The organism is Pseudophaeobacter sp. 1A16562 (assembly GCF_041008785.1).
Taxonomy (GTDB): Bacteria; Pseudomonadota; Alphaproteobacteria; order Rhodobacterales; family Rhodobacteraceae; genus Phycobacter; species Phycobacter gallaeciensis_A.
The window spans coordinates 41,633-61,824 of record NZ_JAXGFT010000008.1 but is presented as its reverse complement, the minus strand read 5'-3'; the positions used below and the strand labels follow the sequence as shown (position 1 = coordinate 61,824).

Annotated in this window: 21 protein-coding genes; 9 read left to right on the top strand and 12 right to left on the bottom strand. The window is 61.3% G+C overall.

What is annotated here, in order from left to right:
• Window positions 1-85 precede the first annotated feature (85 nt).
• The 4 genes from trxB (at window position 86) to SM764_RS12610 (ending at window position 6,053) form a co-directional block, all read left to right on the top strand.
• Entirely contained in the window at window positions 86-1,027 is a 942-nt protein-coding gene (gene trxB / locus SM764_RS12625) for a thioredoxin-disulfide reductase (protein ID WP_368948216.1), read from the top strand.
• Window positions 1,028-1,187: 160 nt separating this feature from the next.
• Entirely contained in the window at window positions 1,188-2,888 is a 1,701-nt protein-coding gene (locus SM764_RS12620; RefSeq protein WP_369001931.1) for an adenylate/guanylate cyclase domain-containing protein, read from the top strand.
• 184 nt (window positions 2,889-3,072) lie between these two features.
• Complete coding sequence (locus SM764_RS12615) at window positions 3,073-4,788, top strand: bifunctional sulfate adenylyltransferase/adenylylsulfate kinase (RefSeq protein WP_369001930.1); 1,716 nt, start codon at window positions 3,073-3,075, stop codon at window positions 4,786-4,788.
• A gap of 152 nt (window positions 4,789-4,940) precedes the next feature.
• Window positions 4,941-6,053 carry a hypothetical protein gene (locus tag SM764_RS12610; protein WP_369001929.1) on the top strand — a complete coding sequence of 371 codons (1,113 nt, stop codon included), beginning with the start codon at window positions 4,941-4,943 and terminating at the stop codon, window positions 6,051-6,053.
• Between the two features lie 14 nt (window positions 6,054-6,067).
• Here the strand turns inward: SM764_RS12610 and SM764_RS12605 are convergent, their stop codons facing one another.
• From SM764_RS12605 to SM764_RS12590, 4 genes are all read right to left on the bottom strand, one after another.
• Window positions 6,068-6,928: a hypothetical protein gene (locus SM764_RS12605; protein ID WP_369001928.1), complete on the bottom strand. Its 861-nt coding sequence runs from the start codon at window positions 6,926-6,928 to the stop codon at window positions 6,068-6,070.
• Between the two features lie 57 nt (window positions 6,929-6,985).
• Window positions 6,986-7,870, bottom strand: coding sequence for a PhzF family phenazine biosynthesis protein (locus SM764_RS12600; protein WP_369001927.1), 885 nt, complete (start codon window positions 7,868-7,870; stop codon window positions 6,986-6,988).
• Between the two features lie 227 nt (window positions 7,871-8,097).
• Entirely contained in the window at window positions 8,098-8,322 is a 225-nt protein-coding gene (locus tag SM764_RS12595; protein ID WP_274830142.1) for a DUF1150 family protein, read from the bottom strand.
• Window positions 8,323-8,327: 5 nt separating this feature from the next.
• Entirely contained in the window at window positions 8,328-8,741 is a 414-nt protein-coding gene (locus tag SM764_RS12590) for an Hsp20 family protein (protein WP_197492324.1), read from the bottom strand.
• A 177-nt stretch (window positions 8,742-8,918) separates the two neighbouring features.
• On the opposite strand from SM764_RS12590, the gene SM764_RS12585 reads away from it, so the two are divergent.
• From SM764_RS12585 to SM764_RS12575, 3 genes are all read left to right on the top strand, one after another.
• A complete protein-coding gene (locus SM764_RS12585) occupies window positions 8,919-9,143 on the top strand; it encodes a YdcH family protein (RefSeq protein ID WP_065272897.1) in 225 nt (74 codons plus the stop codon).
• Between the two features lie 357 nt (window positions 9,144-9,500).
• On the top strand, window positions 9,501-10,001 hold the full coding sequence (purE, locus tag SM764_RS12580; protein WP_065273762.1) for a 5-(carboxyamino)imidazole ribonucleotide mutase: 501 nt from the start codon (window positions 9,501-9,503) through the stop codon (window positions 9,999-10,001).
• Window positions 9,994-11,070, top strand: a complete 1,077-nt coding sequence (locus SM764_RS12575; protein ID WP_369001926.1) for a 5-(carboxyamino)imidazole ribonucleotide synthase — start codon at window positions 9,994-9,996, stop codon at window positions 11,068-11,070. Before purE ends, SM764_RS12575 begins: the two co-directional genes overlap by 8 nt.
• Window positions 11,071-11,181: 111 nt before the next feature.
• On the opposite strand, the gene SM764_RS12570 is transcribed toward SM764_RS12575, so the two are convergent.
• The 7 genes from SM764_RS12570 to SM764_RS12540 all read right to left on the bottom strand — a co-directional run bounded on the left by SM764_RS12570 (window position 11,182) and on the right by SM764_RS12540 (window position 17,500).
• Complete coding sequence (locus SM764_RS12570; protein WP_369002007.1) at window positions 11,182-12,333, bottom strand: alpha-D-ribose 1-methylphosphonate 5-triphosphate diphosphatase; 1,152 nt, start codon at window positions 12,331-12,333, stop codon at window positions 11,182-11,184.
• Window positions 12,320-13,105 (bottom strand): alpha/beta fold hydrolase, encoded by a 786-nt coding sequence (locus SM764_RS12565; protein WP_369001925.1) that lies wholly within the window; start codon window positions 13,103-13,105, stop codon window positions 12,320-12,322. Before SM764_RS12565 ends, SM764_RS12570 begins: the two co-directional genes overlap by 14 nt.
• A gap of 51 nt (window positions 13,106-13,156) precedes the next feature.
• On the bottom strand, window positions 13,157-14,029 hold the full coding sequence (locus SM764_RS12560) for a DMT family transporter (protein ID WP_369001924.1): 873 nt from the start codon (window positions 14,027-14,029) through the stop codon (window positions 13,157-13,159).
• Between the two features lie 36 nt (window positions 14,030-14,065).
• Window positions 14,066-14,425 carry a hypothetical protein gene (locus SM764_RS12555; RefSeq protein WP_369001923.1) on the bottom strand — a complete coding sequence of 120 codons (360 nt, stop codon included), beginning with the start codon at window positions 14,423-14,425 and terminating at the stop codon, window positions 14,066-14,068.
• A gap of 188 nt (window positions 14,426-14,613) precedes the next feature.
• Window positions 14,614-16,263 (bottom strand): chaperonin GroEL, encoded by a 1,650-nt coding sequence (groL, locus tag SM764_RS12550; protein WP_065272892.1) that lies wholly within the window; start codon window positions 16,261-16,263, stop codon window positions 14,614-14,616.
• Window positions 16,264-16,329: 66 nt separating this feature from the next.
• Window positions 16,330-16,617: a co-chaperone GroES gene (locus SM764_RS12545; RefSeq protein ID WP_065272891.1), complete on the bottom strand. Its 288-nt coding sequence runs from the start codon at window positions 16,615-16,617 to the stop codon at window positions 16,330-16,332.
• A gap of 217 nt (window positions 16,618-16,834) precedes the next feature.
• Window positions 16,835-17,500, bottom strand: coding sequence for a DUF2161 domain-containing phosphodiesterase (locus tag SM764_RS12540; protein WP_369002006.1), 666 nt, complete (start codon window positions 17,498-17,500; stop codon window positions 16,835-16,837).
• A 116-nt stretch (window positions 17,501-17,616) separates the two neighbouring features.
• On the opposite strand from SM764_RS12540, the gene SM764_RS12535 reads away from it, so the two are divergent.
• The gene (locus SM764_RS12535) at window positions 17,617-18,600 is read left to right on the top strand and encodes a TraB/GumN family protein (protein ID WP_369001922.1); all 984 of its coding nucleotides are present in this window, start codon (window positions 17,617-17,619) and stop codon (window positions 18,598-18,600) included.
• A gap of 182 nt (window positions 18,601-18,782) precedes the next feature.
• Window positions 18,783-19,703 carry a manganese-dependent inorganic pyrophosphatase gene (locus SM764_RS12530; RefSeq protein WP_368948207.1) on the top strand — a complete coding sequence of 307 codons (921 nt, stop codon included), beginning with the start codon at window positions 18,783-18,785 and terminating at the stop codon, window positions 19,701-19,703.
• A 50-nt stretch (window positions 19,704-19,753) separates the two neighbouring features.
• Here the strand turns inward: SM764_RS12530 and SM764_RS12525 are convergent, their stop codons facing one another.
• Window positions 19,754-20,158, bottom strand: coding sequence for a GFA family protein (locus tag SM764_RS12525; RefSeq protein WP_368948206.1), 405 nt, complete (start codon window positions 20,156-20,158; stop codon window positions 19,754-19,756).
• Window positions 20,159-20,192 lie beyond the last annotated feature (34 nt).

The window sequence follows — 20,192 nt, the reverse complement described above, 5'->3', positions numbered from 1 at the left end:
CGGGGGTTTAAGCGCCTCTGGTCTGTCGCTATATCCTGTGGCTGACGGCGGATTGCCCGCCAACCTGCGGATTTGGGGATATGAGATGAGCGATACGCGTCACACCAAGGTACTGATCATCGGGTCGGGTCCGGCCGGATATACTGCGGGGGTCTATGCCTCCCGCGCGATGCTGGAACCCATTCTGGTGCAGGGCATCGAACCGGGCGGCCAGCTGACCACCACCACCGAAGTGGAAAACTGGCCCGGCGACACCGAGGTTCAGGGACCGGACCTGATGGTGCGCATGCAAGACCATGCCAAGGAAATGGGCTGCGAGATCATCGGCGACATCATCACCGATCTGGACCTCAGCCAGCGCCCCTTTACCGCCAAGGGCGACAGCGGCACCACCTACACCGCAGATGCCGTGATCCTGGCGACCGGCGCCCGCGCGAAATGGCTGGGCCTGCCGACCGAGGACAAATTCAAGGGCTTTGGCGTCTCTGCCTGCGCGACCTGCGACGGCTTTTTCTACCGGGGCCAGGAAATCGTGGTGATCGGCGGCGGCAATACCGCCGTTGAAGAAGCGCTGTTCCTGACCAATTTCGCCTCCAAGGTCACGCTGATCCACCGCCGCGATGAATTGCGCGCCGAAAAGATCCTGCAGGACCGGCTTTTGAAGAACCCCAAGATCGAACCGCTGTGGTTTCATCAGTTGGAAGAGGTCGTCGGCACTGATGCGCCGCTCGGCGTTGAAGGCGTCAAGGTCAAGAACGTGCAGACCGGCGAAATCTCGGAAATCCCCTGTAAGGGCGTCTTTGTCGCCATCGGCCACGCCCCGGCAACCGAACTGGTCAAGGATGTGCTGGAGCTGCATAACGGCGGCTATGTGAAGGTCAAACCAGGCTCCACCGAAACCTCGGTCCCCGGTGTTTTCGCGGCCGGCGATCTGACTGACCACAAATACCGTCAGGCCGTGACCTCTGCCGGGATGGGCTGCATGGCGGCCCTGGATGCCGAACGGTTCCTGGCCGAACAGGAATAACCAACGCCGAGGTCCTGCGGGCATACCGCCGCAGGCCGGGCCCGATGCCGAAAACAGCCGCACGCCCCCAAAGGGCGCGCGGCTTTCCTTTTGCAGAGCCTTGACCCGGATCGCGGCATCCCGTCACAGTCACCGCAGGCTACACGGGGGAGAGCAGCCGGTGACGCATGTGCTGTGGCAGGGCAACTGGATAATCCGCACCCGGATGGTGACCGGGCTGGTCCTGTTCACCTATGTGTTCTTCCATTTCATCAACCTGGGCCTGGCGCTGTTCTCTCCTGCGGCGGTGGAGGCCATGCAGAGCGCTCGCCAGATCATCACCCGCAGTGTGCTGGGCGGTGTCATTCTCTATAGCGCGCTGATCCTGCATGCCGGGCTAGCCCTGTGGCAACTGACCCGGCGACGCAGCTGGCGGATGACCTGGAACGAGGCGGTGCAGCTGGGGCTTGGCCTTCTGATCCCATTGCAGCTGTTGCGGCACATTACCTACACCCGCTACGCGCATGAGCTTCACAACGTCAACGATGAGATGGGCTTCATCCTTGTCCTGATGTGGAACTCGCCATCGATCTGGTGGCAGGCACTGCTGTTGCTGGCCGTCTGGATCCATGGCTGCATGGGGCTGCACTACTGGCTGCGGCTGACGCGCTGGTGGCGCCGGACACAGACTTCTATGATCGGGCTCGCGGTCTTCATCCCCACCTTTGCCCTGGCCGGCGCGTTGAGCGAGGGACGCCGGATCTACGATCTGTTTGTTGAGGGCAGTCAGCGGGCGGCGCTGATGGCAAGTTACAACTGGCCCGACCAACCGACATTCGTAAGCCTCCGAGAGAATGAAAACCTCTGGATCGGCCTGTTTTTGGCGCTTCTTGTGCTGACCGGAACCGCCGTGCTGCTGCAAAAGGCATTGCGCAAGCGCCGGGCGGTTCGGATCACCTATGTGAACGGTCCTGTGGTGAGCGCCGAAAAGGGGCTGACCCTCTTGGAAATGTCCCGCGCCAGCGGCGTGCCTCATACCTCTCTCTGCGGCGGCAAAGGGCGCTGCACCACCTGCCGGGTGTTTATCGAAGACGGATTGGATGCGCTGCATCCCCCTTCTGATGCTGAGGCGCGCAGCCTTGCCGCCGTGCGGGCCAGCAGCACCATGCGGCTGGCCTGCCAGATCCGGCCTACCGCACCGCTGACCGTCTGCCGCATGTTCCGGCCCGACGGGCGGACCACACGGGCCCACGCCAGCCAGGGGCAAGAACGCAGGCTCGCCATCCTGTTTCTCGACATCCGCGGCTTCACCAGCCGTACCGAAGGTCAGTTGCCTTATGATGTAGTGTTCCTGCTGAACCGGTTCTTCGATGCCATCGTACCCGCGATCACCGGGGCCGGCGGCCACGTGGACAAATACCTCGGCGATGGGCTGCTGGCGGTCTTCGATGCCCCCTCCCCGGCTCGTTCCGCCCGCGCGGCGCTGAATGCAGCGGCCGCGATTGGTACGGCGCTGCGGACGTTCAACGCGCGACTGGAAGAAGAAGAAAGCCCGCCGGTCCGGATCGGCATTGGCCTGCATCTGGGCGATCTTGTTCAGGGCGAAATCGGCTCTGCCGATCACGCCCCGCGCACCATCATCGGCGACAGCGTCAATGCTGCCAGCAGGCTTGAGGCCGAGACCAAAGCCCTGGGCGTTGAACTGCTGGTCTCTGCCGCCGTGCTGGACGCTGCTGGTTTTACCGCCCCCGAGAGCGCGCTACAATCGTTCCAGCTGCGCGGCGTCGCCGAACCGGTATCGGCGATTGCGACCCTGCGGGCAGAGGATCTGTTCGATCTGCTGACTGCGCAACACGAGCAGCACCATAACCAGCACGCATAGGGCAGAACGATATTCCATGATTGCCTGCGCGGTGCGAAACGACATCCGTTTGTGAAGGAATAGGCACACATCGTCCTTTTTTCCCCAGCTCGCTAGACATTCAAGAAACCTTTGGGCTATTGCGCGGCCTTAAGCCGTCCGCGACACGGGCGCCCCCTCCCGCGCAAGTGAAGAGAGAATTCACATGACTATGTTGAGTAATTTGGCTCCGATCCCCGAGCTCTATGTATCTTATGACTCTGCCCAGAAGCTGAAGGTCGAGGCCGGTGAGCTGAAAAGCCACGATCTGAGCCCGCGCCAGATCTGTGACCTGGAGCTGCTGATGAACGGCGGTTTCAACCCGCTGAAAGGCTTCCTGACCGAGGAAGACTATGACGGCGTTGTCGAAAACATGCGCCTGGCGGACGGCACGCTTTGGCCGATGCCGATCACCCTGGACGTGAGCGAAGATTTCGCAAGCACGCTGGAAGTGGGCGAAGACATCGCCCTGCGCGATCAGGAAGGCGTCATCCTGGCCACCATGACGGTCACCGACCGCTGGGAGCCCAACAAATCTCGCGAGGCAGAAAAGGTCTTTGGCGCCGATGACGAGGCGCACCCGGCCGTGAACTACCTGCACAACCACGCAGGCAAGATCTACCTCGGCGGTCCGGTCACCGGTATCCAGCAGCCCGTGCACTATGATTTCCGTGGTCGCCGCGACACCCCGAACGAGCTGCGCGCCTATTTCCGCAAGCTGGGCTGGCGCAAGGTCGTGGCCTTCCAGACCCGCAACCCGCTGCACCGTGCGCACCAGGAACTGACCTTCCGCGCTGCCAAGGAAGCGCAGGCCAACCTACTGATCCACCCGGTTGTTGGCCTGACCAAACCGGGCGATGTCGACCACTTCACCCGCGTGCGCTGCTACGAGGCGGTGCTGGACAAATATCCGGCCTCGACCACAACCATGTCGCTGCTGAACCTGGCCATGCGTATGGCAGGCCCGCGTGAAGCCGTCTGGCACGGGCTGATTCGCGCCAACCACGGCTGCACCCACTTCATCGTTGGCCGCGACCACGCCGGCCCGGGCAAAAACTCTGTCGGCGAAGATTTCTACGGCCCCTATGACGCGCAGGACCTTTATCGTGCGCATCAGTCGGAGATCGGCTGTGAAATGGTCGACTTCAAGCACATGGTCTATGTGCAGGAGCGCGCCCAGTACGAGCCCGCTGACGAGATCGCGGACAAGGATGACGTGACCATCCTCAACATCTCGGGCACCGAACTGCGCCGCCGCCTGGCCGAAGGCCTGGAAATCCCGGAATGGTTCTCCTTCCCCGAGGTGGTGAAAGAACTGCGCCGCACCAAGCCGCCGCGCAGCCAGCAGGGCTTTACCGTGTTCTTCACCGGCTTCTCCGGTTCCGGCAAGTCCACCATCGCCAACGCGCTGATGGTCAAGCTGATGGAAATGGGTGGCCGCCCGGTGACGCTGCTGGATGGCGATATCGTGCGCAAGAACCTGTCTTCGGAACTCGGCTTCTCGAAAGAGCACCGTGACCTCAACATCCGCCGTATCGGCTATGTTGCCTCCGAGATCACCAAGAACGGCGGCATCGCCATCTGTGCGCCGATCGCGCCTTATGCAGCGACCCGCCGCGCCGTGCGCGAGGATATCGAACAGTTCGGTGCCTTCATCGAAGTGCACGTCGCGACCTCGATCGAGGAATGCGAACGCCGTGACCGCAAGGGGCTCTACAAGCTGGCGCGCGAAGGCAAGATCAAGGAATTCACCGGCATTTCAGATCCCTATGACGTGCCTGCGAACCCCGAGCTGAGCGTCGAGACGGAAAACGTCGATGTCGACAACTGTGCCCACCAGGTTCTGCTGAAGCTGGAAAGCATGGGGCTGATCACCGGTTGATCCCTGACTGACCCCAATCTGATTTTTGTTGAAACGGCCCGCCCTTTGGCGGGCCGTTTTGTTTTGCCTGAACGCCGCGGCTAAAATGGATCTTTTTTGCAAGTAAATTTATCCCTACACAGGTTCAAGATTTCGTGTTCTGGAGCCCAAGTATGGTTACGCCCGTTAAGGCACATGTGTTCACCGACACCACGGCGCAGTCTTTTTTGAAGCAGGCACCGGGGCAGCAGCCCTGCATTGGTTCGGTAGCCTTTACCTTTGGCACCGAGGTTCCGGACGACACCGATGTGCTCATCGCTTTCAACCGGTCTTCCTACACCATCAAGACGCAGGTTCCGAAAGAGCGGACGATTTTCATCGCTGCCGAACCAGATGTCATCCACCCCTATAGCTGCCGGTTCCTAAACCAGTTCGGATTGGTTCTGACGACGACGCAAAAACCGCTGGATACGGAAAAACGCAACCGGGCGGTCTGCTGGTACTGGTGGGCGGGCTTTGATTTCTCGGACAACGGCAATCATCGTGGCTATGACTGGTTCAAGACGCTGACCCCGCCGCAGAAACAGGACAAGATTGCCATCGTCACCTCAACCAAGGTGCACACCGAATATCACCGCAAACGGATGCGGTTTGTGGAAACCCTGATCGACGAGATTCCCGAGCATATCGAACTCTTCGGGCGCGGTTTCAAACCCATTGGCGACAAGGCAGACGCCCTGCTGCCCAACAAGTACAACCTCGCCATCGAGAATGGCGAAGGGCCGCATGTCTGGACCGAGAAACTGACTGACCCCTGGCTGTGCTGGTCCTTCCCCTTCTACGCAGGCTGTTCCAACGTGGACGATTATTTCCCGGTGGACAGTTATGAGACTCTGAATCTGGACGATCCGGTGGCCGAGGCCCGGCGCATGGTCCAGGAAATCCAGAACGGCCGCTGGGAAGCCGCCCAGGACGCCATCGCCACGGCGCGTGAAAAGGTGCTGGAGCAGGAAAACATTATGGTGCTGATGGCCAATCTCGCAACCGAGGCCGCGGCCCGTCCAGTTAGCGTACAGCCCAACCGCCCCCGCTATATCTGGTCCGAACGTTCCCTGTGGCCCGAGAAAGGCTGCCGGGGCAGTCTGACGGACTGGACCCTGCGCAACGCGATCCTGCTGTTCGAACCGCAAGCCGAGCTGAAGAGCAAGGGCCTGCGCCACTGGTACGAAAAGAAAAAGTCCACCCGGCGGGCCCGCAAGGAGGCCAGAGCCGCAAACGCGCGCTGAGGAGCATTGCCGTCTTAGAGGCTGTCGCGCAATGCCTCCGCCGCGCGGAGGAACAGATCGCCATAACGCGCCGCCGCAGGTTTGGCGGCGCGCAGGGCGGGCAGACGCCGGGCGTAATCCTCTGCACTGATACTGCGGACCGCCCGCTCCATATCCGCCAGATCATTGCAGAGGATCATGCCCTCAGTGTCGAAGAAATCCCCAATATTCGGACAGCCCCAGTAGATCGGCACAGTCTCGCAGAGGATCGCATCGATCAATTTCTCGGTGAAGCAATTCGGCTCCTGCACATTTTCGATAACCACCGAATAGCGGAAGGGGGCAAGACCCTCTGATTTATGCTCGAAAGGCGCGTAACCACGGCCCAAAATGCGCGCATCGGGCACGTTTTTCTGCAGGTATTCAACCAGTTGATGCCGCAGCTTGTGCCCGGGATGGTCGCGTTTGGCCGAGGCGATCAACGACAGATCTAAGGTCTTTTCAAGATCCAGATCCTGCCATTCCGGCACCCAGGTGGTTCCAAAGGGCAGGAACAGCCCGTTGGGCAATCGCGCGAGAAGATCCGGATCATAGGTAAAAACGCGGAAGAACCGCCGATGGCTGAGCCGCAGCAGACGGTGGTGGGACGCCGACATGATCTTCGGCTCCATCACCATCAGCGACAGCTGCGCGCGGCAATACCAGTTTAGCTGAAAATGCATCGCCGTCTTGGCAAAGACGATCAAATGATCCGCCGCGGTCAGATCGCCAACGCTGCCGCCCTGCAGCCGGTCGGGGCAGCCCAGTGGCCAGTGCAACTGCGCCAGCGGCATCTGCGGCAGCCCCCGATCAAGTTTCTGGCCGTAAGGCAGGATAGCAATCGCAGGCTCAGTCATGGCAACCGCTCCAGCATGGGAGGCAAGAGAACTCAGAACTCAATCACATGCTCCCATTTACAAATGCAGCGGAAGATCGACCTCTCCCCGCATCAGAACAAATCCCTCTCCGGCAACTTTTACCCCCGTCAGCGCCTCTGCCGGTCCCACGCGGGTCACACGCGCCTGCCCCGGCCGCCCCAGCCCGTGCCCCTGTTCAGCCACGAAGCTGTCCTTAAGCATCAGCCCGTGCTTCCACAGATAGGCCGCCATCGCGCCGGTTGCTGAGCCAGTAAAGGGATCCTCCGGTGGGCTCGGCGGCGCCATCAGCAGGCGGGAAAAGGTATCCCCCGCCTCTGTGGCGCCATCCAGCGTCACCAGAAAGGGCTCCATCATGTCGATCCCATCAGCGCCAAGCTGTGCCGTCAGCCGGGCAAGGGCATCAAGATCCAGCCTTGCTGCCTCTAGCGCGGCGCGGTCCTTCAGCACGGTGACGCAAAAGGGCAAGCCGGTCGACACTTTCTGCGGCTCACCGATAATGGCTTCCGGCGGCAGGGACACTGCTGCCGCAACCAGGGCCGGATCCGGCTGCGGGCCGAACTCTGGCGCCACCTGCGTCATCTCGATCAGGTCGCCCTCGATCTGCACCGGAACAATTCCCGCGCCGGTTTCCAGCGTCACCGAGGTGCCGTTGATCAGCCCGCGATCCTTGAGCGCGGCAACGGTGGCGATGGTAGGATGACCGGCAAAGGGGATTTCGCGGCTGGCCAGGAAATAGCGCACTTTGAAATCCGCCACCTGCGACGGCCCGGTAAAGGTGCATTCGACCAGAGAAGTCTCCCGCACGAAGGCGGTGCAGACCTCCACCGGCAGGCTGGCACCCTCATGCACGACCGCGCAGCCATTGCCGCCAAAGGGGCGATCCGAAAACGCATCCACCCAGTCAAAAGAAAACGATGTCATGATATCAAACGCCCCAAACCGCTGTTTTACCGGGACGTTACCGGCGCAGAGAGCAATGATCCAGCCGCGAAAGCCCGTCGGGGACACGACTTGCGCCTCAACAGCCGTTTTGGACGATTATTCTCCCGGTCTCGCGCGGGAGGTTTCTGGAAGCTATCCAAAGGCACGACTGCCCCGCCACAGCGGGGCAATCCGGGGGGGCGCATTCGCGCCCCTGAAGGAGTTGTTCAGTGCACCGTCACCGGCGACAGGTCATTCTGGCGCGCCAGAACAAAGGCCATGCGGCGGTCTGCCACCAGCGCCAGCTGTTCGCCTTCGGCGTCGTGCACCGCGTAAAGCTGCTTGTGTCCCTTGGCACCGGCCTGCACATCCTCGGGCAGGTCCGCAACATCAACCGCCTTGACGTAGACGATCCGCTTGCCGGTTTCGTTGAAATCAAATGGTGTATGCATGTCTCTTACCCCTTTCGAATATTGATGGTCTGAACCACGGTTTCCGGGCGGGCACGGGTCAGGTCCACGTGCAGCAGACCATTCTCCATCAGCGCCTCGCCCACTTCGACCCCGTCGGCCAGCACGAACATGCGCTGGAACTGACGCGCGGCGATGCCCCGGTGCAGGAAGACGCGGCCATCGCTGTCGTCGCGCTGACGGCCACGGATGACCAACTGGCGGTCCTCGACGGTGATGGAAAGATCCTCTTCGGCAAACCCGGCCACGGCCAGGGTAATGCGATAGGAATGATCCGAGGTCTGCTCGATATTATAAGGGGGATACCCCTCGTTGCCGGATTTGGCCGAGCGTTCCAGAAGGCGTTCAAGCTGCTCAAACCCCAGCATATGCGGGTAAGAGCCCAAGGTAAGTTTCGACACGTGTTACGTCCTTTGTTCGAAAGCGACGGATAGTCTTGCGGCCCCAACAGGCGACCGCTCTTACAGAATATGGTAAGTTCTTTTGATTACTCAAGAGCGTGGACGCATAGGCCTAGCCGAAAAGCCGTTAACGAAGTATCTTGAACCCCGCATCTTTCACCAGCCTCCGAGTCGCCAATGAACGCCCCTACCGATATCTCGATGAAGACCGACGACGTCCTCAAGGTTGAGCTTGAGGTGTTCCGCAGGCAGCACCGGGATCTGGACGAGGCGATTACCGCCCTGCAGGAACGCGGCACCGCAGATCAGCTGACCATCCGGCGGCTGAAAAAGCAGAAACTGGGCCTCAAAGACAAGATCGCCCTGATCGAAGATCGGCTGACACCGGACATCATCGCCTGATCGCCTTGGCGGGCTGACAGACGCCCGGTCGCCGACCTCTTCCAGCCGACCCGCCTCTTGCTTCTGGCGTCAAAGTGCGCCCGCCGATCAATCCAGTTCAAGCCACCCAAATCCTCCCGCGCCTTTTGCAGGTTGGCAGCCATGCTGCCGCAGGCAAAACCCTTGGGCCCGGCAGCGCGCATGGGCGCGCTGTGGTCACGCAAATCGGTAGCCTGGGCCCCCGGGCGTTTCCGTGCCGACACAGCCTTATTTTGCCCGCATTGCCGCATTGCACCATGCGCGTCTTCGACTATAGTGCGCGCTCCTTCCACCCCAGCAGGTCCAATGCAGGCCTGCGGCATGACAGGACCGGATCACATGCCTGAAACCACCGCTGACATCAAAGTGGGCATCATCATGGGCAGCCAGTCAGACTGGCCCACCCTGAAAGAGGCCGCCACGATTCTGGATGAACTGGGCGTGCCCTACGAGGCAAAAATCGTGTCGGCGCACCGCACCCCTGACCGGCTGTGGACCTATGGCAAGAGCGCGGCAGAACGCGGTTTGCAGGTCATCATCGCCGGCGCTGGTGGCGCGGCGCATCTTCCCGGCATGGTTGCCTCGAAAACCCGCGTTCCGGTGGTAGGCGTCCCAGTGCAGACGCGGGCGCTGTCGGGTGTGGATTCACTTTATTCGATCGTGCAGATGCCCAAGGGGTTTCCCGTCGCCACCATGGCCATCGGCGCCGCCGGTGCTGCCAATGCCGGGTTGATGGCCGCTGGCATCCTCGCCCTGCAGGATCCCGCGCTTGCCACCCGTCTGGACGACTGGCGCGCAGCCCTTTCCGCCTCGATCCCGGAGGAACCCGTCGATGACTGATCCTTTGCAGCCCGGCGCAACAATCGGAATTCTCGGCGGCGGTCAGCTGGGGCGCATGCTGTCAGTTGCGGCCTCCCGCCTTGGCTTCAAGACGCATATTTTTGAACCCGGCGCCAACCCGCCCGCAGGCGATGTCGCTCACATGGTCACAACCGCACCTTATGAGGATGAGGCCGCGCTGGCCGCCTTTGCCGCCTCGGTGGATGTGATCACTTATGAGTTCGAAAACATCCCCACTGCGGCGCTGGATGTACTGGAGCAGCACCGCCCGATCCGCCCGGGGCGCGAAGCCCTGCGTGTGTCGCAGGATCGGCTGACGGAAAAGGCCTTCCTGCAGGATCTAGGCCTGCAAACCGCCCCCTTTGCCGACATCCCAGATCAGGCCGCACTGGATGCGGCGCTGGCAGAGATCGGCGCGCCCGCGATCCTGAAGACGCGGCGCTTTGGCTATGATGGCAAGGGGCAGGCGCGGATCATGGCCGCAGAGGACGCCGCCCCCGCGCTGGCCTCGCTCGCCGGTGCGCCTGCCATTCTCGAAGGGTTTGTCAATTTCACCCATGAAGCCTCGGTGATTGCCGCGCGCAGCCCTAGCGGCGAGGTCGCCTGTTTCGATCCCGGCGAGAACGTGCACCGCGACGGCATCCTGCACACCACTACCGTGCCTGCCCGCCTCAGCCAGAGCCAGCGCATGGATGCGGTGCTGATGGCGGCGAAGATCCTGAACGCGCTCGATTATGTCGGCGTGATGGGGGTCGAGCTCTTCGTCACCCCCAAAGGGCTGGTGGTCAACGAGATCGCGCCGCGCGTCCACAACTCCGGTCACTGGACCCAGAACGGCTGCGCGGTGGATCAGTTCGAACAGCACATCCGCGCAGTGGTCGGCTGGCCGCTGGGCGACGGTCAGCGGCACAGCGATGTGGTGATGGAGAACCTGATTGGCGACGACGTCATCCGTATCCCCGATCTGGCGCGGGAGCGCGATTGCGCCTTGCATCTCTATGGCAAGGCCGACGCCAAACCCGGGCGCAAGATGGGCCATATCAACCGGGTCATCCGCGCGCAGAAATAACACTTCGCCAGCCGCACGCATCCGAAATTCGCCAATGGCGGGTTTCGGGCGCAGCATTGAGGGTCCGCCAGCCGGGCGTGAGAGGCCGCGCCCTGCCTGCCCGATTGAGGGTTAGCCTAGAAAGCGCGCCACGATCTCGCCGCTCATATAGCTGACGCGCCCGCCCGACAGGGTTGCCGCAACCCGCTGGCTGTCTTTCTCAAGGATCACCACATCGGCGCGTTTGCCTGGCGCCAACTCTCCACGGTCATCCAGCCCCAGAACTTCGGCAGGGCCCTTTGACACCAGATCCCAGGCCCCTGCCAGATCCAGCAGCCCGCTACGGGCCAGCATCAGCGCAGCGCGGCGCGGGCTGGGATAGTGATAGTCCGAGGCGATCGCATCACACAGCCCCATGGCGATCAGCTCAACCGCAGACACGTTGCCCTTATGCGAGCCACCCCGCACCACGTTCGGGGAGCCCAGAATGATATGATCGCCCCCGGCCCGTGCCGCCTCTGCCGCTTCTAATGTTTCCGGAAATTCGCTGATCCGCACACCGCGATCCCGCCATTCGGCCCGCATGGCCGCGTTTTGGTCATCATGGCTTCCAAGACGCACGCCCATAGCGCCAAGTTCGGCGCAGATCGCATTCAGAGCAGCAGGCACCTCATCCGATCTGGCGTGCATATCCTGCAGCATCTGCCAGTGGACCTCCGGGTTGCGCCCCGCCTTCAGCGCCTGCCCCACAAGCCGGGGCGGTTTCTTTCCCACTGCCAGCCGGTCATGCGGCAGGTGATCGTTGAAAACAACATAGCCCACTCCGGCCGCCGCAATACGCTGAGGCAGGCCCGCGTAGTCATCCAGCATATGAGTCTCGAACCGTAGCTGTGGTAGGATATCCGTCACTACCCGGTTCCGCACAGCAGTGATCGCAGCAAAGACCTGGTCGGCATAGTCCGGCGCGCGCAGCCCGCCTTCCCAGCTGTGGAACTGCGCCAGAACCGCCGTGGTGATACCGGTGGCTGCCAATTCTGCCTCGGCAGCGATGACGCCCTCGTCCATCTGCTTCATCGCGCCGCGTCGGGGGGCAAGATGGCGTTCGAACCCGTCGCCGTGCAGGTCGATGATGCCCGGCAGTACCAGATAGCCAGACAGATCCACCGCGCGACCGGCGCGATCCGCGACGATTGCCCCCTCCGCGAGTGAGAGTTCCGCGCCCGGCACCAGCCCCTCAGGCAGCAGCACATCGGCGCCCTGCAGCGTCAGTTCAAGTGTCATCAGCTCCCGGCTCCTTTGCCGCCTTGTCGGTACAGGCGCCCTCATCGCACAGGCCGTCGGGCAGGCCAAGCACCGCATCAAGCCAGGTGATCTTGGGATCGAACCGGCCATGCTCCAGAAAATGTAGCGCCTGGGCGATGACCAGCGGATTGTTCATCATGAATGTATGGGTGACCGGCAGTACGATGTGATCGGCCATCCCTTCGAGCCGGGTGCTTTGAACCGAAACCTTGCCATCGTCCTGACCGGGAATGAGACTGGACCACACCGGGTTGAGCGAGCGGTTCCCCGCTATAATCCCCAAGGGGAAATCCGCAGGCGGCAGCCGGTTCGGCAGGCTCTCCGGCCCGGTGCCCAGCTGCAAACCCGCCGGTCCGTGCAGCAGGCCAAACACCTCCCAGTCGCCCAGTTCGTCCACCAGTTCGCTACCATGGTTCGGAGGCGCTAGCATGACAACGCGGCCCAGATTTTCCGGTCGGTTGTCCTGCAGCCATTGTCGCACCAGAATGCCGCCCATCGAATGGGTAATCAGATGCACCGGCTGATCGCCGCAGGCCGCAAAGGCATCAGGCAGCGTCTGTTCGGCCAGCACGGCCACAGGTTCCTCGGTCGAAGGATAGCCCGGGCTCTGCACGGTGATGCCGCGCCCCTCCAGAACCTGTTCCATCACCGAGAAGGACGATTCCGTGCGAGCCAGCCCGTGCAGCAGGATGGCGCAATCCGCCAGAGCGGGCAGAGGCAGCAACAGGGACAGCGCTGCAAGAACAGGGGACATAAGACGTTTCATGCAGATCAGATAGACATGCACCGCGCCAGCGAAAAGCCCCTATCGCGCGCGCGGTGCGCTCCAGATCACCAGGGCAATCCCGCCAAGGACCGCACAGGTTCCCAGCGCCAGCCGCAGCCCCACGGGTTCGGCCAGAAAGACAAAGCCTCCCAGAATGGCAATGATCGGGACGCTCAGCTGGATCGTCGCAGCGACCGCAGGCTGCAATTCCGGCAAAACACGGTACCAAAGCGCATAGCCCATCCCCGAGGTGACAGCCCCGGATATCACCGCCAGCAGGATACCTTCGGGCGAGGCATGGAGCGATGCCGCCGCAAACAGCATGAAAGGCAGCATCATTAGGGTTGCGACCACAAAATTCATCGCGCTAGCCCGCACAGGATCGCCCGCACCACGCCCAAGCAGGGTATAAACCGCCCAGCCCAGACCGCTGAGCGTCATCAGCGCAGCAGCCCCCGGCGGCACCTGCACCGGGCCGCTGGGCCAGACCACATAGGCGAGACCCGCAAACGCCACCAAGGCCCCCAATACCTGACCAGCCGTTGTCCGACTGCCACGCAGCGCGCCCCAGCCGAACATGGAAATCTGCACCACGCCAAACAGAACCAGCGCGCCAAGACCAGCATCAAGCCCCTGATAAGCGAGACAAAATCCAATCATATAGAGGGTCAGAGCCGCCCCGCCCAGCAGGGCGTCTTTCCATCCTGCGACCGGCGTCTCCCCCGCCCCCTTGCTTCGTGACCGGGCCGCTTGCAGCGCGACCAGAAACACCAGGGCAACGGCGCCAGAAGCCAGGCGCAGCAGGCCAAAGCCCATCGCATCCATATAGCCCCAGCCGATGGCCATGCGGCCCAGAACCGAATTCGCCGCAAAGGCAATCAGGACGAGCAGAACCAGAACAACGAGTTTCATCACCGGCCTCCGTTTCAGGCCGGAATGACCCGCCTATCAGTTCAGAATACGCAGGTCGGTATCACCGTATCCGCAGGTGTAGCAACAGTCATTGCACCTTTGTGAATTGTTGAGACCGACACCCCAATACTTGTTGCTGTCGCCGCGCACCCAGGCGCCATAGCAGATCGTCTCGCCGGTCTCACAGCTGAGGCTATATTCGCGCACATCGTAGTCGTCGACGATATAGACCTGACCGTCTCCGGGCCAGGCACGGCGATAGTCCTGACTGTAGAATTCCAGACTTACGATATGCGGATAATCGCTGCGGATCGTCCATTTCAGACTGTCCGCCCTTGCTGCCTCTACAGCTCCAAAAGTGGCAGCAACAACCGCCAGCAGTGCCAATCCCTTCATCACGTCCCCCAGTGCACAATTTTTTGAACGGGTTCAGCGTACGGGACAACTTCGAAGAAAATCAAAATATTTCGGTATTGGCGCAGGTCTGGAACGAAAAACAGGCAAGGAGGCACGCGCTCTCCCCAAAAAAAGAAAAAGGGGCCGCCCGAAGGCGACCCCCAAATCATCCGGTTGGATGGCGTGACTTACATCATGCCGCCCATGCCGCCCATGCCGCCCATGTCGGGCATGCCGCCGCCAGCTGCGCCATCTTTCGACGGCTTGTCAGCAACCATGGCTTCGGTGGTGATCAGCAGGCCTGCGATCGAGGCTGCGTCTTCCAGTGCGGTACGGGTCACTTTGGCCGGGTCGATCACGCCGAAGGAGAACATGTCGCCATATTCTTCGGTCTGAGCGTTGAAGCCGAAGTTCTTGTCGGAGCTTTCGCGGACCTTACCGGCCACAACCGCACCGTCGACACCTGCGTTCTCGGCGATCTGGCGCAGCGGCGCTTCGATAGCCTTGCGCACGATCACGATACCGGCGTTCTGGTCGGAGTTTGCACCTTCCAGACCTTCCAGCGCCTTGCCGGCCTGAACCAGAGCAACACCGCCACCGACGATCACGCCTTCCTGCACGGCTGCGCGGGTCGCGTTCAGAGCATCATCCACACGGTCTTTGCGCTCTTTCACTTCGACTTCGGTCATGCCGCCGACGCGGATCACAGCAACACCGCCTGCCAGTTTGGCAACGCGCTCTTGCAGCTTCTCACGGTCGTAGTCCGAGGTGGTTTCTTCGATCTGGGTGCGGATCTGAGCAACGCGTGCTTCGATCTCGGCCTTCTCGCCTGCACCGTCAACGATGGTGGTCTCGTCTTTGGTGATCTCGACTTTCTTGGCGGTGCCCAGCATGTCCATGGTGACGGACTCAAGCTTCATGCCCAGATCTTCGGAGATGACCTGACCACCGGTCAGGATCGCGATGTCTTGCAGCATGGCCTTGCGGCGGTCGCCGAAGCCCGGTGCCTTGACGGCTGCAATTTTCAGGCCGCCGCGCAGTTTGTTGACAACCAGAGTTGCCAGCGCTTCGCCTTCGACGTCTTCCGCGATGATCAGCAGCGGTTTCTGCGATTGGATGACCTGCTCCAGCAGCGGAACCATCGGCTGCAGGGAGGAGAGTTTCTTCTCGTGCAGCAGGATCATGCAGTCGTCGAGATCTGCGATCATCTTGTCCGGGTTGGTGACAAAGTAGGGCGACAGGTAGCCACGGTCGAACTGCATGCCTTCGACCACGTCGGTCTCGGTTTCCATGCCTTTGTTTTCTTCGACGGTGATGACGCCTTCGTTGCCGACTTTCTGCATCGCGTCTGCGATCTGCTGGCCGATTTCGGCTTCGCCGTTCGCGGAGATGGTGCCAACCTGAGCGACTTCAGCGGAGTCGTTCACCGGGCGAGCCATTTCTTTGATGCCTTCAACGACTTTGGCGGTTGCCATGTCGATGCCGCGCTTCAGGTCCATCGGGTTCAGACCAGCAGCAACCTGCTTCAGGCCTTCGCGCACGATCGCCTGGGCCAGGACGGTTGCGGTGGTGGTGCCGTCACCGGCTTCGTCGTTGGTGCGGGAAGCAACTTCCTTCACCATCTGGGCGCCCATGTTTTCGAACTTGTCTTCCAGTTCGATTTCCTTGGCAACCGAAACACCGTCTTTGGTGATGCGCGGTGCGCCAAAGGATTTGTCCAGAACCACGTTGCGGCCTTTGGGGCCCAGGGTCACTTTGACAGCATCAGCGAGAACGTTCACGCCGTTCAGCATCTTGTTGCGGGCATCGGTGTCGAATTTGACGTCCTTAGCAGCCATATCTGTTTCTCCTCGAGAAAATCTGTAGTTGTCAGCGATAAAGGGGGATCAGAGAAGCCGGTGGGCTTACTCGATGATGCCCATGATGTCGCTTTCTTTCATCATCAGCAGCTCTTCGCCGTCGACGGTAACTTCTGTGCCGGACCACTTGCCGAACAGGATGTTGTCGCCGGCTTTGACGGCCATTGCGATCAGCTCACCGCTGTCTTTGCGGGCGCCTTCGCCGGTGGCGACAACAACGCCTTCGGAGGGCTTTTCCTTGGCGCTATCGGGGATGATCAGCCCGCCAGCGGTTTTCTCTTCGCTTTCGGTGCGGCGCACCAGCACACGGTCATGAAGCGGTTTCAATGCCATCTTTGCAGCTCCTTAATAGGCTCAAAGGTTGTTATATCTGGTCTGCCCCTGCTCTCCGCAGAGGCGTTATCACTCACACCGGGTGAGTGCTAACGGAGCAATAGCTAGGCAGCGGCCTGCGCCGAGTCAACAGGTTTGATGCAAGAAAATTGACCCATCCCGCACGGAAAATCAGACTGCCGCAACGCAGCAATCTGAAGCAGCTCTGCGGACCTGTTCAAGAAAGGCTGTGATCCCAGTCCGCTAACCCGCTGCGCCCCTGTTCGCTAAGCTCGTAGATGCCCTTCTCGACCTTGGTGAACCAGCCATAATGGTTGTCCCGCATCAGCGTCGTGGCCCGCCCAACGCCGGTTGTATGCGCTACCTCAGCCCCCTTGCAGGCACCGTGCTGCGCCAGATGCGCGGCACAGACCAGGGCATCCTGCCGATAGGCGGTGACGATTCCGTGGCGGGTGGCGCCACCGGAATTCGGATCCCCGCGCAGCCGGTCGAACTCCCGCAGCAGGCGCTGTTTGCGGACCTTGGATTTGCGCGGTGCATAGGGGCCGGGATCGCATTGCACTTCGGCCCGGCCATCAGCCAAAACAGTGATCAATCCAAGGCCAAGACGCCGACATAAGGACAGGTTGTCCTTCAGCATCCGCCGCGCCTGTTTACCCTTTGGTTTTGGCACCGCGATATAGACCAGATCTGTCACGGCCTGCCGGGACACGGCCTGATGGAACAGCGACAGGGCAAACCGCAGCTTCAGCTCGACGATCACCGGATCCTCATCCCCGCGCCGCGCCACCACATCGGCGGCACCGACCTCTCCCTTCACCTCATAGCCCTGCCGTTCCAGCAGCGCCTTGATGGGGGGATACAGCTGTTCTTCTTTTTCCATGCCCGCAGCATAACCAGCAATGACCGCGAGAAAAACCACATCAAGCCAGATCGCGTCCTGCTTGTCGTGCGTGCCGCCCGCCCATAGCATGAGGGCCACAGACAAAAGGACATACCATGCGCGCCTTCCTCCTTCTTTTTCTCTGCCTGCTGCCCGGTGGGGTGTTTGCGGCCTGCGGCGGCAACGACCTTCGCCTGACGCTGAGCCCGGCCGAGCGCGAACAGATCCAGGCCGACCTCGCCGATGTGCCCTTCAAGGAAGGCAACCACTGGATTGCGACCAAAGGCACCCGCCGGGTGCATGTGATTGGCACGATGCATCTCAATGATCCCCGCATGGAGAAGATCACCAAAGATCTGACACCACTGATCACCAGCGCCGACACGCTAATGCTTGAAGCGACGAGCGCAGATCAGACCGCCATGCAGAAACAGATGGGGAAAACCCCATCCCTGTATCTGATCACCGAAGGCCCCTCCCTGATCGACCGCATGGGAGAAGAGGACTGGGCGCTGCTCTCTGAACGCAGCGCGGCGCGTGGCATTCCGCCCTGGATGGCCGCCAAGATGCGCCCCTGGTTTCTGTCACTGTCGCTTTCCCTGCCGCCGTGCCTCAAACAGAAGGAGCAAATCAAAGACGGCATGGACCGGCGTCTGGAGATGCTGGCGCATGAAAACGGTGTTGCGACGGCATCACTCGAAGACCCGCTGACGGTGATCGAAACGCTGAACCTGCACCCGCTGGACGAACAGGTCCGGCAGATGCGCGCCACATTATCGATGTACGGAAACGGCAGCCCCGATGATTACCATACCATGGCGGAAAGCTATTTCGACGAAGAGGCTCGTTTCTATCTCGCCTTGGCCAAGCAGCGTTTTAAAGCCGACACCAAGCTGCCCGCCGCCGAGGCCGAGGCTCTCTGGGCCGAGGCGATGCATCTCCTGATCCGCGAGCGCAACCACAACTGGGTCCCGGTGATCGAGGCTGCCGATGGCGACCGCATCGTCGTTGCCGTCGGGGCGCTGCATCTTCCGGGACCCGATGGCGTGCTGAACCTTCTGGCCAAACAGGGATATCATCTGCAACGCGCCGCGTTCTGACACCTGACTGGCGTACCCTGCATTCAGGTGATACGGGTTCCTGTGCGACCTTTCGCCCAAAACCGTGTCCCCGGCGCCTCCTGCATGGCCGCCCCGCAACAGCTGCAACGCTGGCGGGGTGACAAACCTCCCTGCCCTGTTATAAGGCGCGCAAAATCGCCCGCTATGTATAGGACTGCATCATGACCACGCTTGTTTTCGGCCACAAGTCTCCCGACACCGATTCCACCGGCTCCCCCATCGTCTGGGCCTGGTACCTGAACGAGATCAAAGGCATCGACGCCGCGCCCAAACTGCTGGGTGAACCCAACACCGAAGCCGCCTTCATGCTGCAGCGCTGGGGCCTCGAGAAGCCCGAGATCATGGCGGATGTGGCCGACGATCAGGCCGTTGTCATCGTGGACACCAACAACCCGGCCGAACTGCCCGCCAACATCAACGGCGCCGACGTTCAGGCCATCATCGATCACCACAAATTGGTTGGCGGTCTGGAAACCAAAGGCCCGATCGACATCACCATCCGTCCGCTGGCCTGCACCGCAACAATCATGCACGACCTGATCGGCGATGACATGGCGAAGATGCCCGAAGCCATCAAAGGCGCCGCGCTGACCTGCATCCTGTCCGACACGCTGGAGTTCCGCTCGCCCACCACCACCGATCACGACCGCGCCGTCGCCGAAAAACTGGCCGCTGATCTGGGCATCAACATTGCCGACTACGCAGCCGAGATGTTCGCCGCGAAATCCGATGTGTCCTCCTTCTCCGATGCCGAGCTGATCCGCATGGACTCCAAGGAATACGAAGTCGACGGCACCAAGTTCCGCGTTTCGGTTCTGGAAACCACCGCGCCGGGCGTCGTTCTGGACCGCAAGGCCAGCCTGATGGACAGCATGACCACCGTCGCCAGCGAAGACGGCGTGGATCAGGTGCTGCTGTTCGTTGTCGACATCCTGAACGAAGAAGCCACCCTGCTGGTGCCGAACGATCTGGTCAAAACCGTCGCCAAGAAAAGCTTTGACGCCGATGCGACAGGCGACACCGTCGTTCTGCCCGGCGTGATGAGCCGCAAGAAGCAGATCATCCCGAACCTCAAGGTCTGAGTTCGAGCACATTTTCCTATGAAAAGGCGCCCCTTGGGGCGCCTTTTTTCTTAACTCGCCAATCCATCGAAACAATGCACACCGTCGGGAACGTGGTGGAATGCCTGTTTCTCGGCCAGGTACAGCGCTACTTTCGGGCCGCCGAACCGTGCCGGATCGTCAAGCGTTCCGATTTTCACAATCACCGCCTCCAGACCGTCGCGGTGGTTGGCCACATGCGTGCCGCAGCTTTCGCAGAAGTCGCGCGTCACCATCGCATCGGCTGCATCACGCCGGAACTGTCTCGGGGTCCCTTGGGTGTAACTGAACCCCTGTTTCGGCATCACCATGAACAAATTCGGCGCGCCGCCCGAATGGTGCTGACAAGACCGGCAGTGACATTGCCCCTTCATCAACGGCCTGCCTTCTACCTGGTAGCGTAGCGTACCGCAGAAACACCCACCTTCCATTTTCATCACGTCTCTCCTTCTGGCTTTGCCACAAGATGGA

Excerpts from the sequence above, each read along its gene's own strand:
- trxB (WP_368948216.1), top strand. The coding sequence starts at position 86 with ATGAGCGATACGCGTCACACCAAGGTACTGATCATCGGGTCGGGTCCG.
- SM764_RS12615 (WP_369001930.1), top strand. The coding sequence starts at position 3,073 with ATGACTATGTTGAGTAATTTGGCTCCGATCCCCGAGCTCTATGTATCT.
- SM764_RS12610 (WP_369001929.1), top strand. The coding sequence starts at position 4,941 with ATGGTTACGCCCGTTAAGGCACATGTGTTCACCGACACCACGGCGCAG.
- SM764_RS12605 (WP_369001928.1), bottom strand. The coding sequence starts at position 6,928 with ATGACTGAGCCTGCGATTGCTATCCTGCCTTACGGCCAGAAACTTGAT.
- SM764_RS12600 (WP_369001927.1), bottom strand. The coding sequence starts at position 7,870 with ATGACATCGTTTTCTTTTGACTGGGTGGATGCGTTTTCGGATCGCCCC.
- SM764_RS12595 (WP_274830142.1), bottom strand. The coding sequence starts at position 8,322 with ATGCATACACCATTTGATTTCAACGAAACCGGCAAGCGGATCGTCTAC.
- SM764_RS12585 (WP_065272897.1), top strand. The coding sequence starts at position 8,919 with ATGAACGCCCCTACCGATATCTCGATGAAGACCGACGACGTCCTCAAG.
- purE (WP_065273762.1), top strand. The coding sequence starts at position 9,501 with ATGCCTGAAACCACCGCTGACATCAAAGTGGGCATCATCATGGGCAGC.
- SM764_RS12575 (WP_369001926.1), top strand. The coding sequence starts at position 9,994 with ATGACTGATCCTTTGCAGCCCGGCGCAACAATCGGAATTCTCGGCGGC.
- SM764_RS12565 (WP_369001925.1), bottom strand. The coding sequence starts at position 13,105 with ATGTCCCCTGTTCTTGCAGCGCTGTCCCTGTTGCTGCCTCTGCCCGCT.
- SM764_RS12560 (WP_369001924.1), bottom strand. The coding sequence starts at position 14,029 with ATGAAACTCGTTGTTCTGGTTCTGCTCGTCCTGATTGCCTTTGCGGCG.
- SM764_RS12555 (WP_369001923.1), bottom strand. The coding sequence starts at position 14,425 with ATGAAGGGATTGGCACTGCTGGCGGTTGTTGCTGCCACTTTTGGAGCT.
- groL (WP_065272892.1), bottom strand. The coding sequence starts at position 16,263 with ATGGCTGCTAAGGACGTCAAATTCGACACCGATGCCCGCAACAAGATG.
- SM764_RS12545 (WP_065272891.1), bottom strand. The coding sequence starts at position 16,617 with ATGGCATTGAAACCGCTTCATGACCGTGTGCTGGTGCGCCGCACCGAA.
- SM764_RS12540 (WP_369002006.1), bottom strand. The coding sequence starts at position 17,500 with ATGGAAAAAGAAGAACAGCTGTATCCCCCCATCAAGGCGCTGCTGGAA.
- SM764_RS12535 (WP_369001922.1), top strand. The coding sequence starts at position 17,617 with ATGCGCGCCTTCCTCCTTCTTTTTCTCTGCCTGCTGCCCGGTGGGGTG.
- SM764_RS12530 (WP_368948207.1), top strand. The coding sequence starts at position 18,783 with ATGACCACGCTTGTTTTCGGCCACAAGTCTCCCGACACCGATTCCACC.
- SM764_RS12525 (WP_368948206.1), bottom strand. The coding sequence starts at position 20,158 with ATGAAAATGGAAGGTGGGTGTTTCTGCGGTACGCTACGCTACCAGGTA.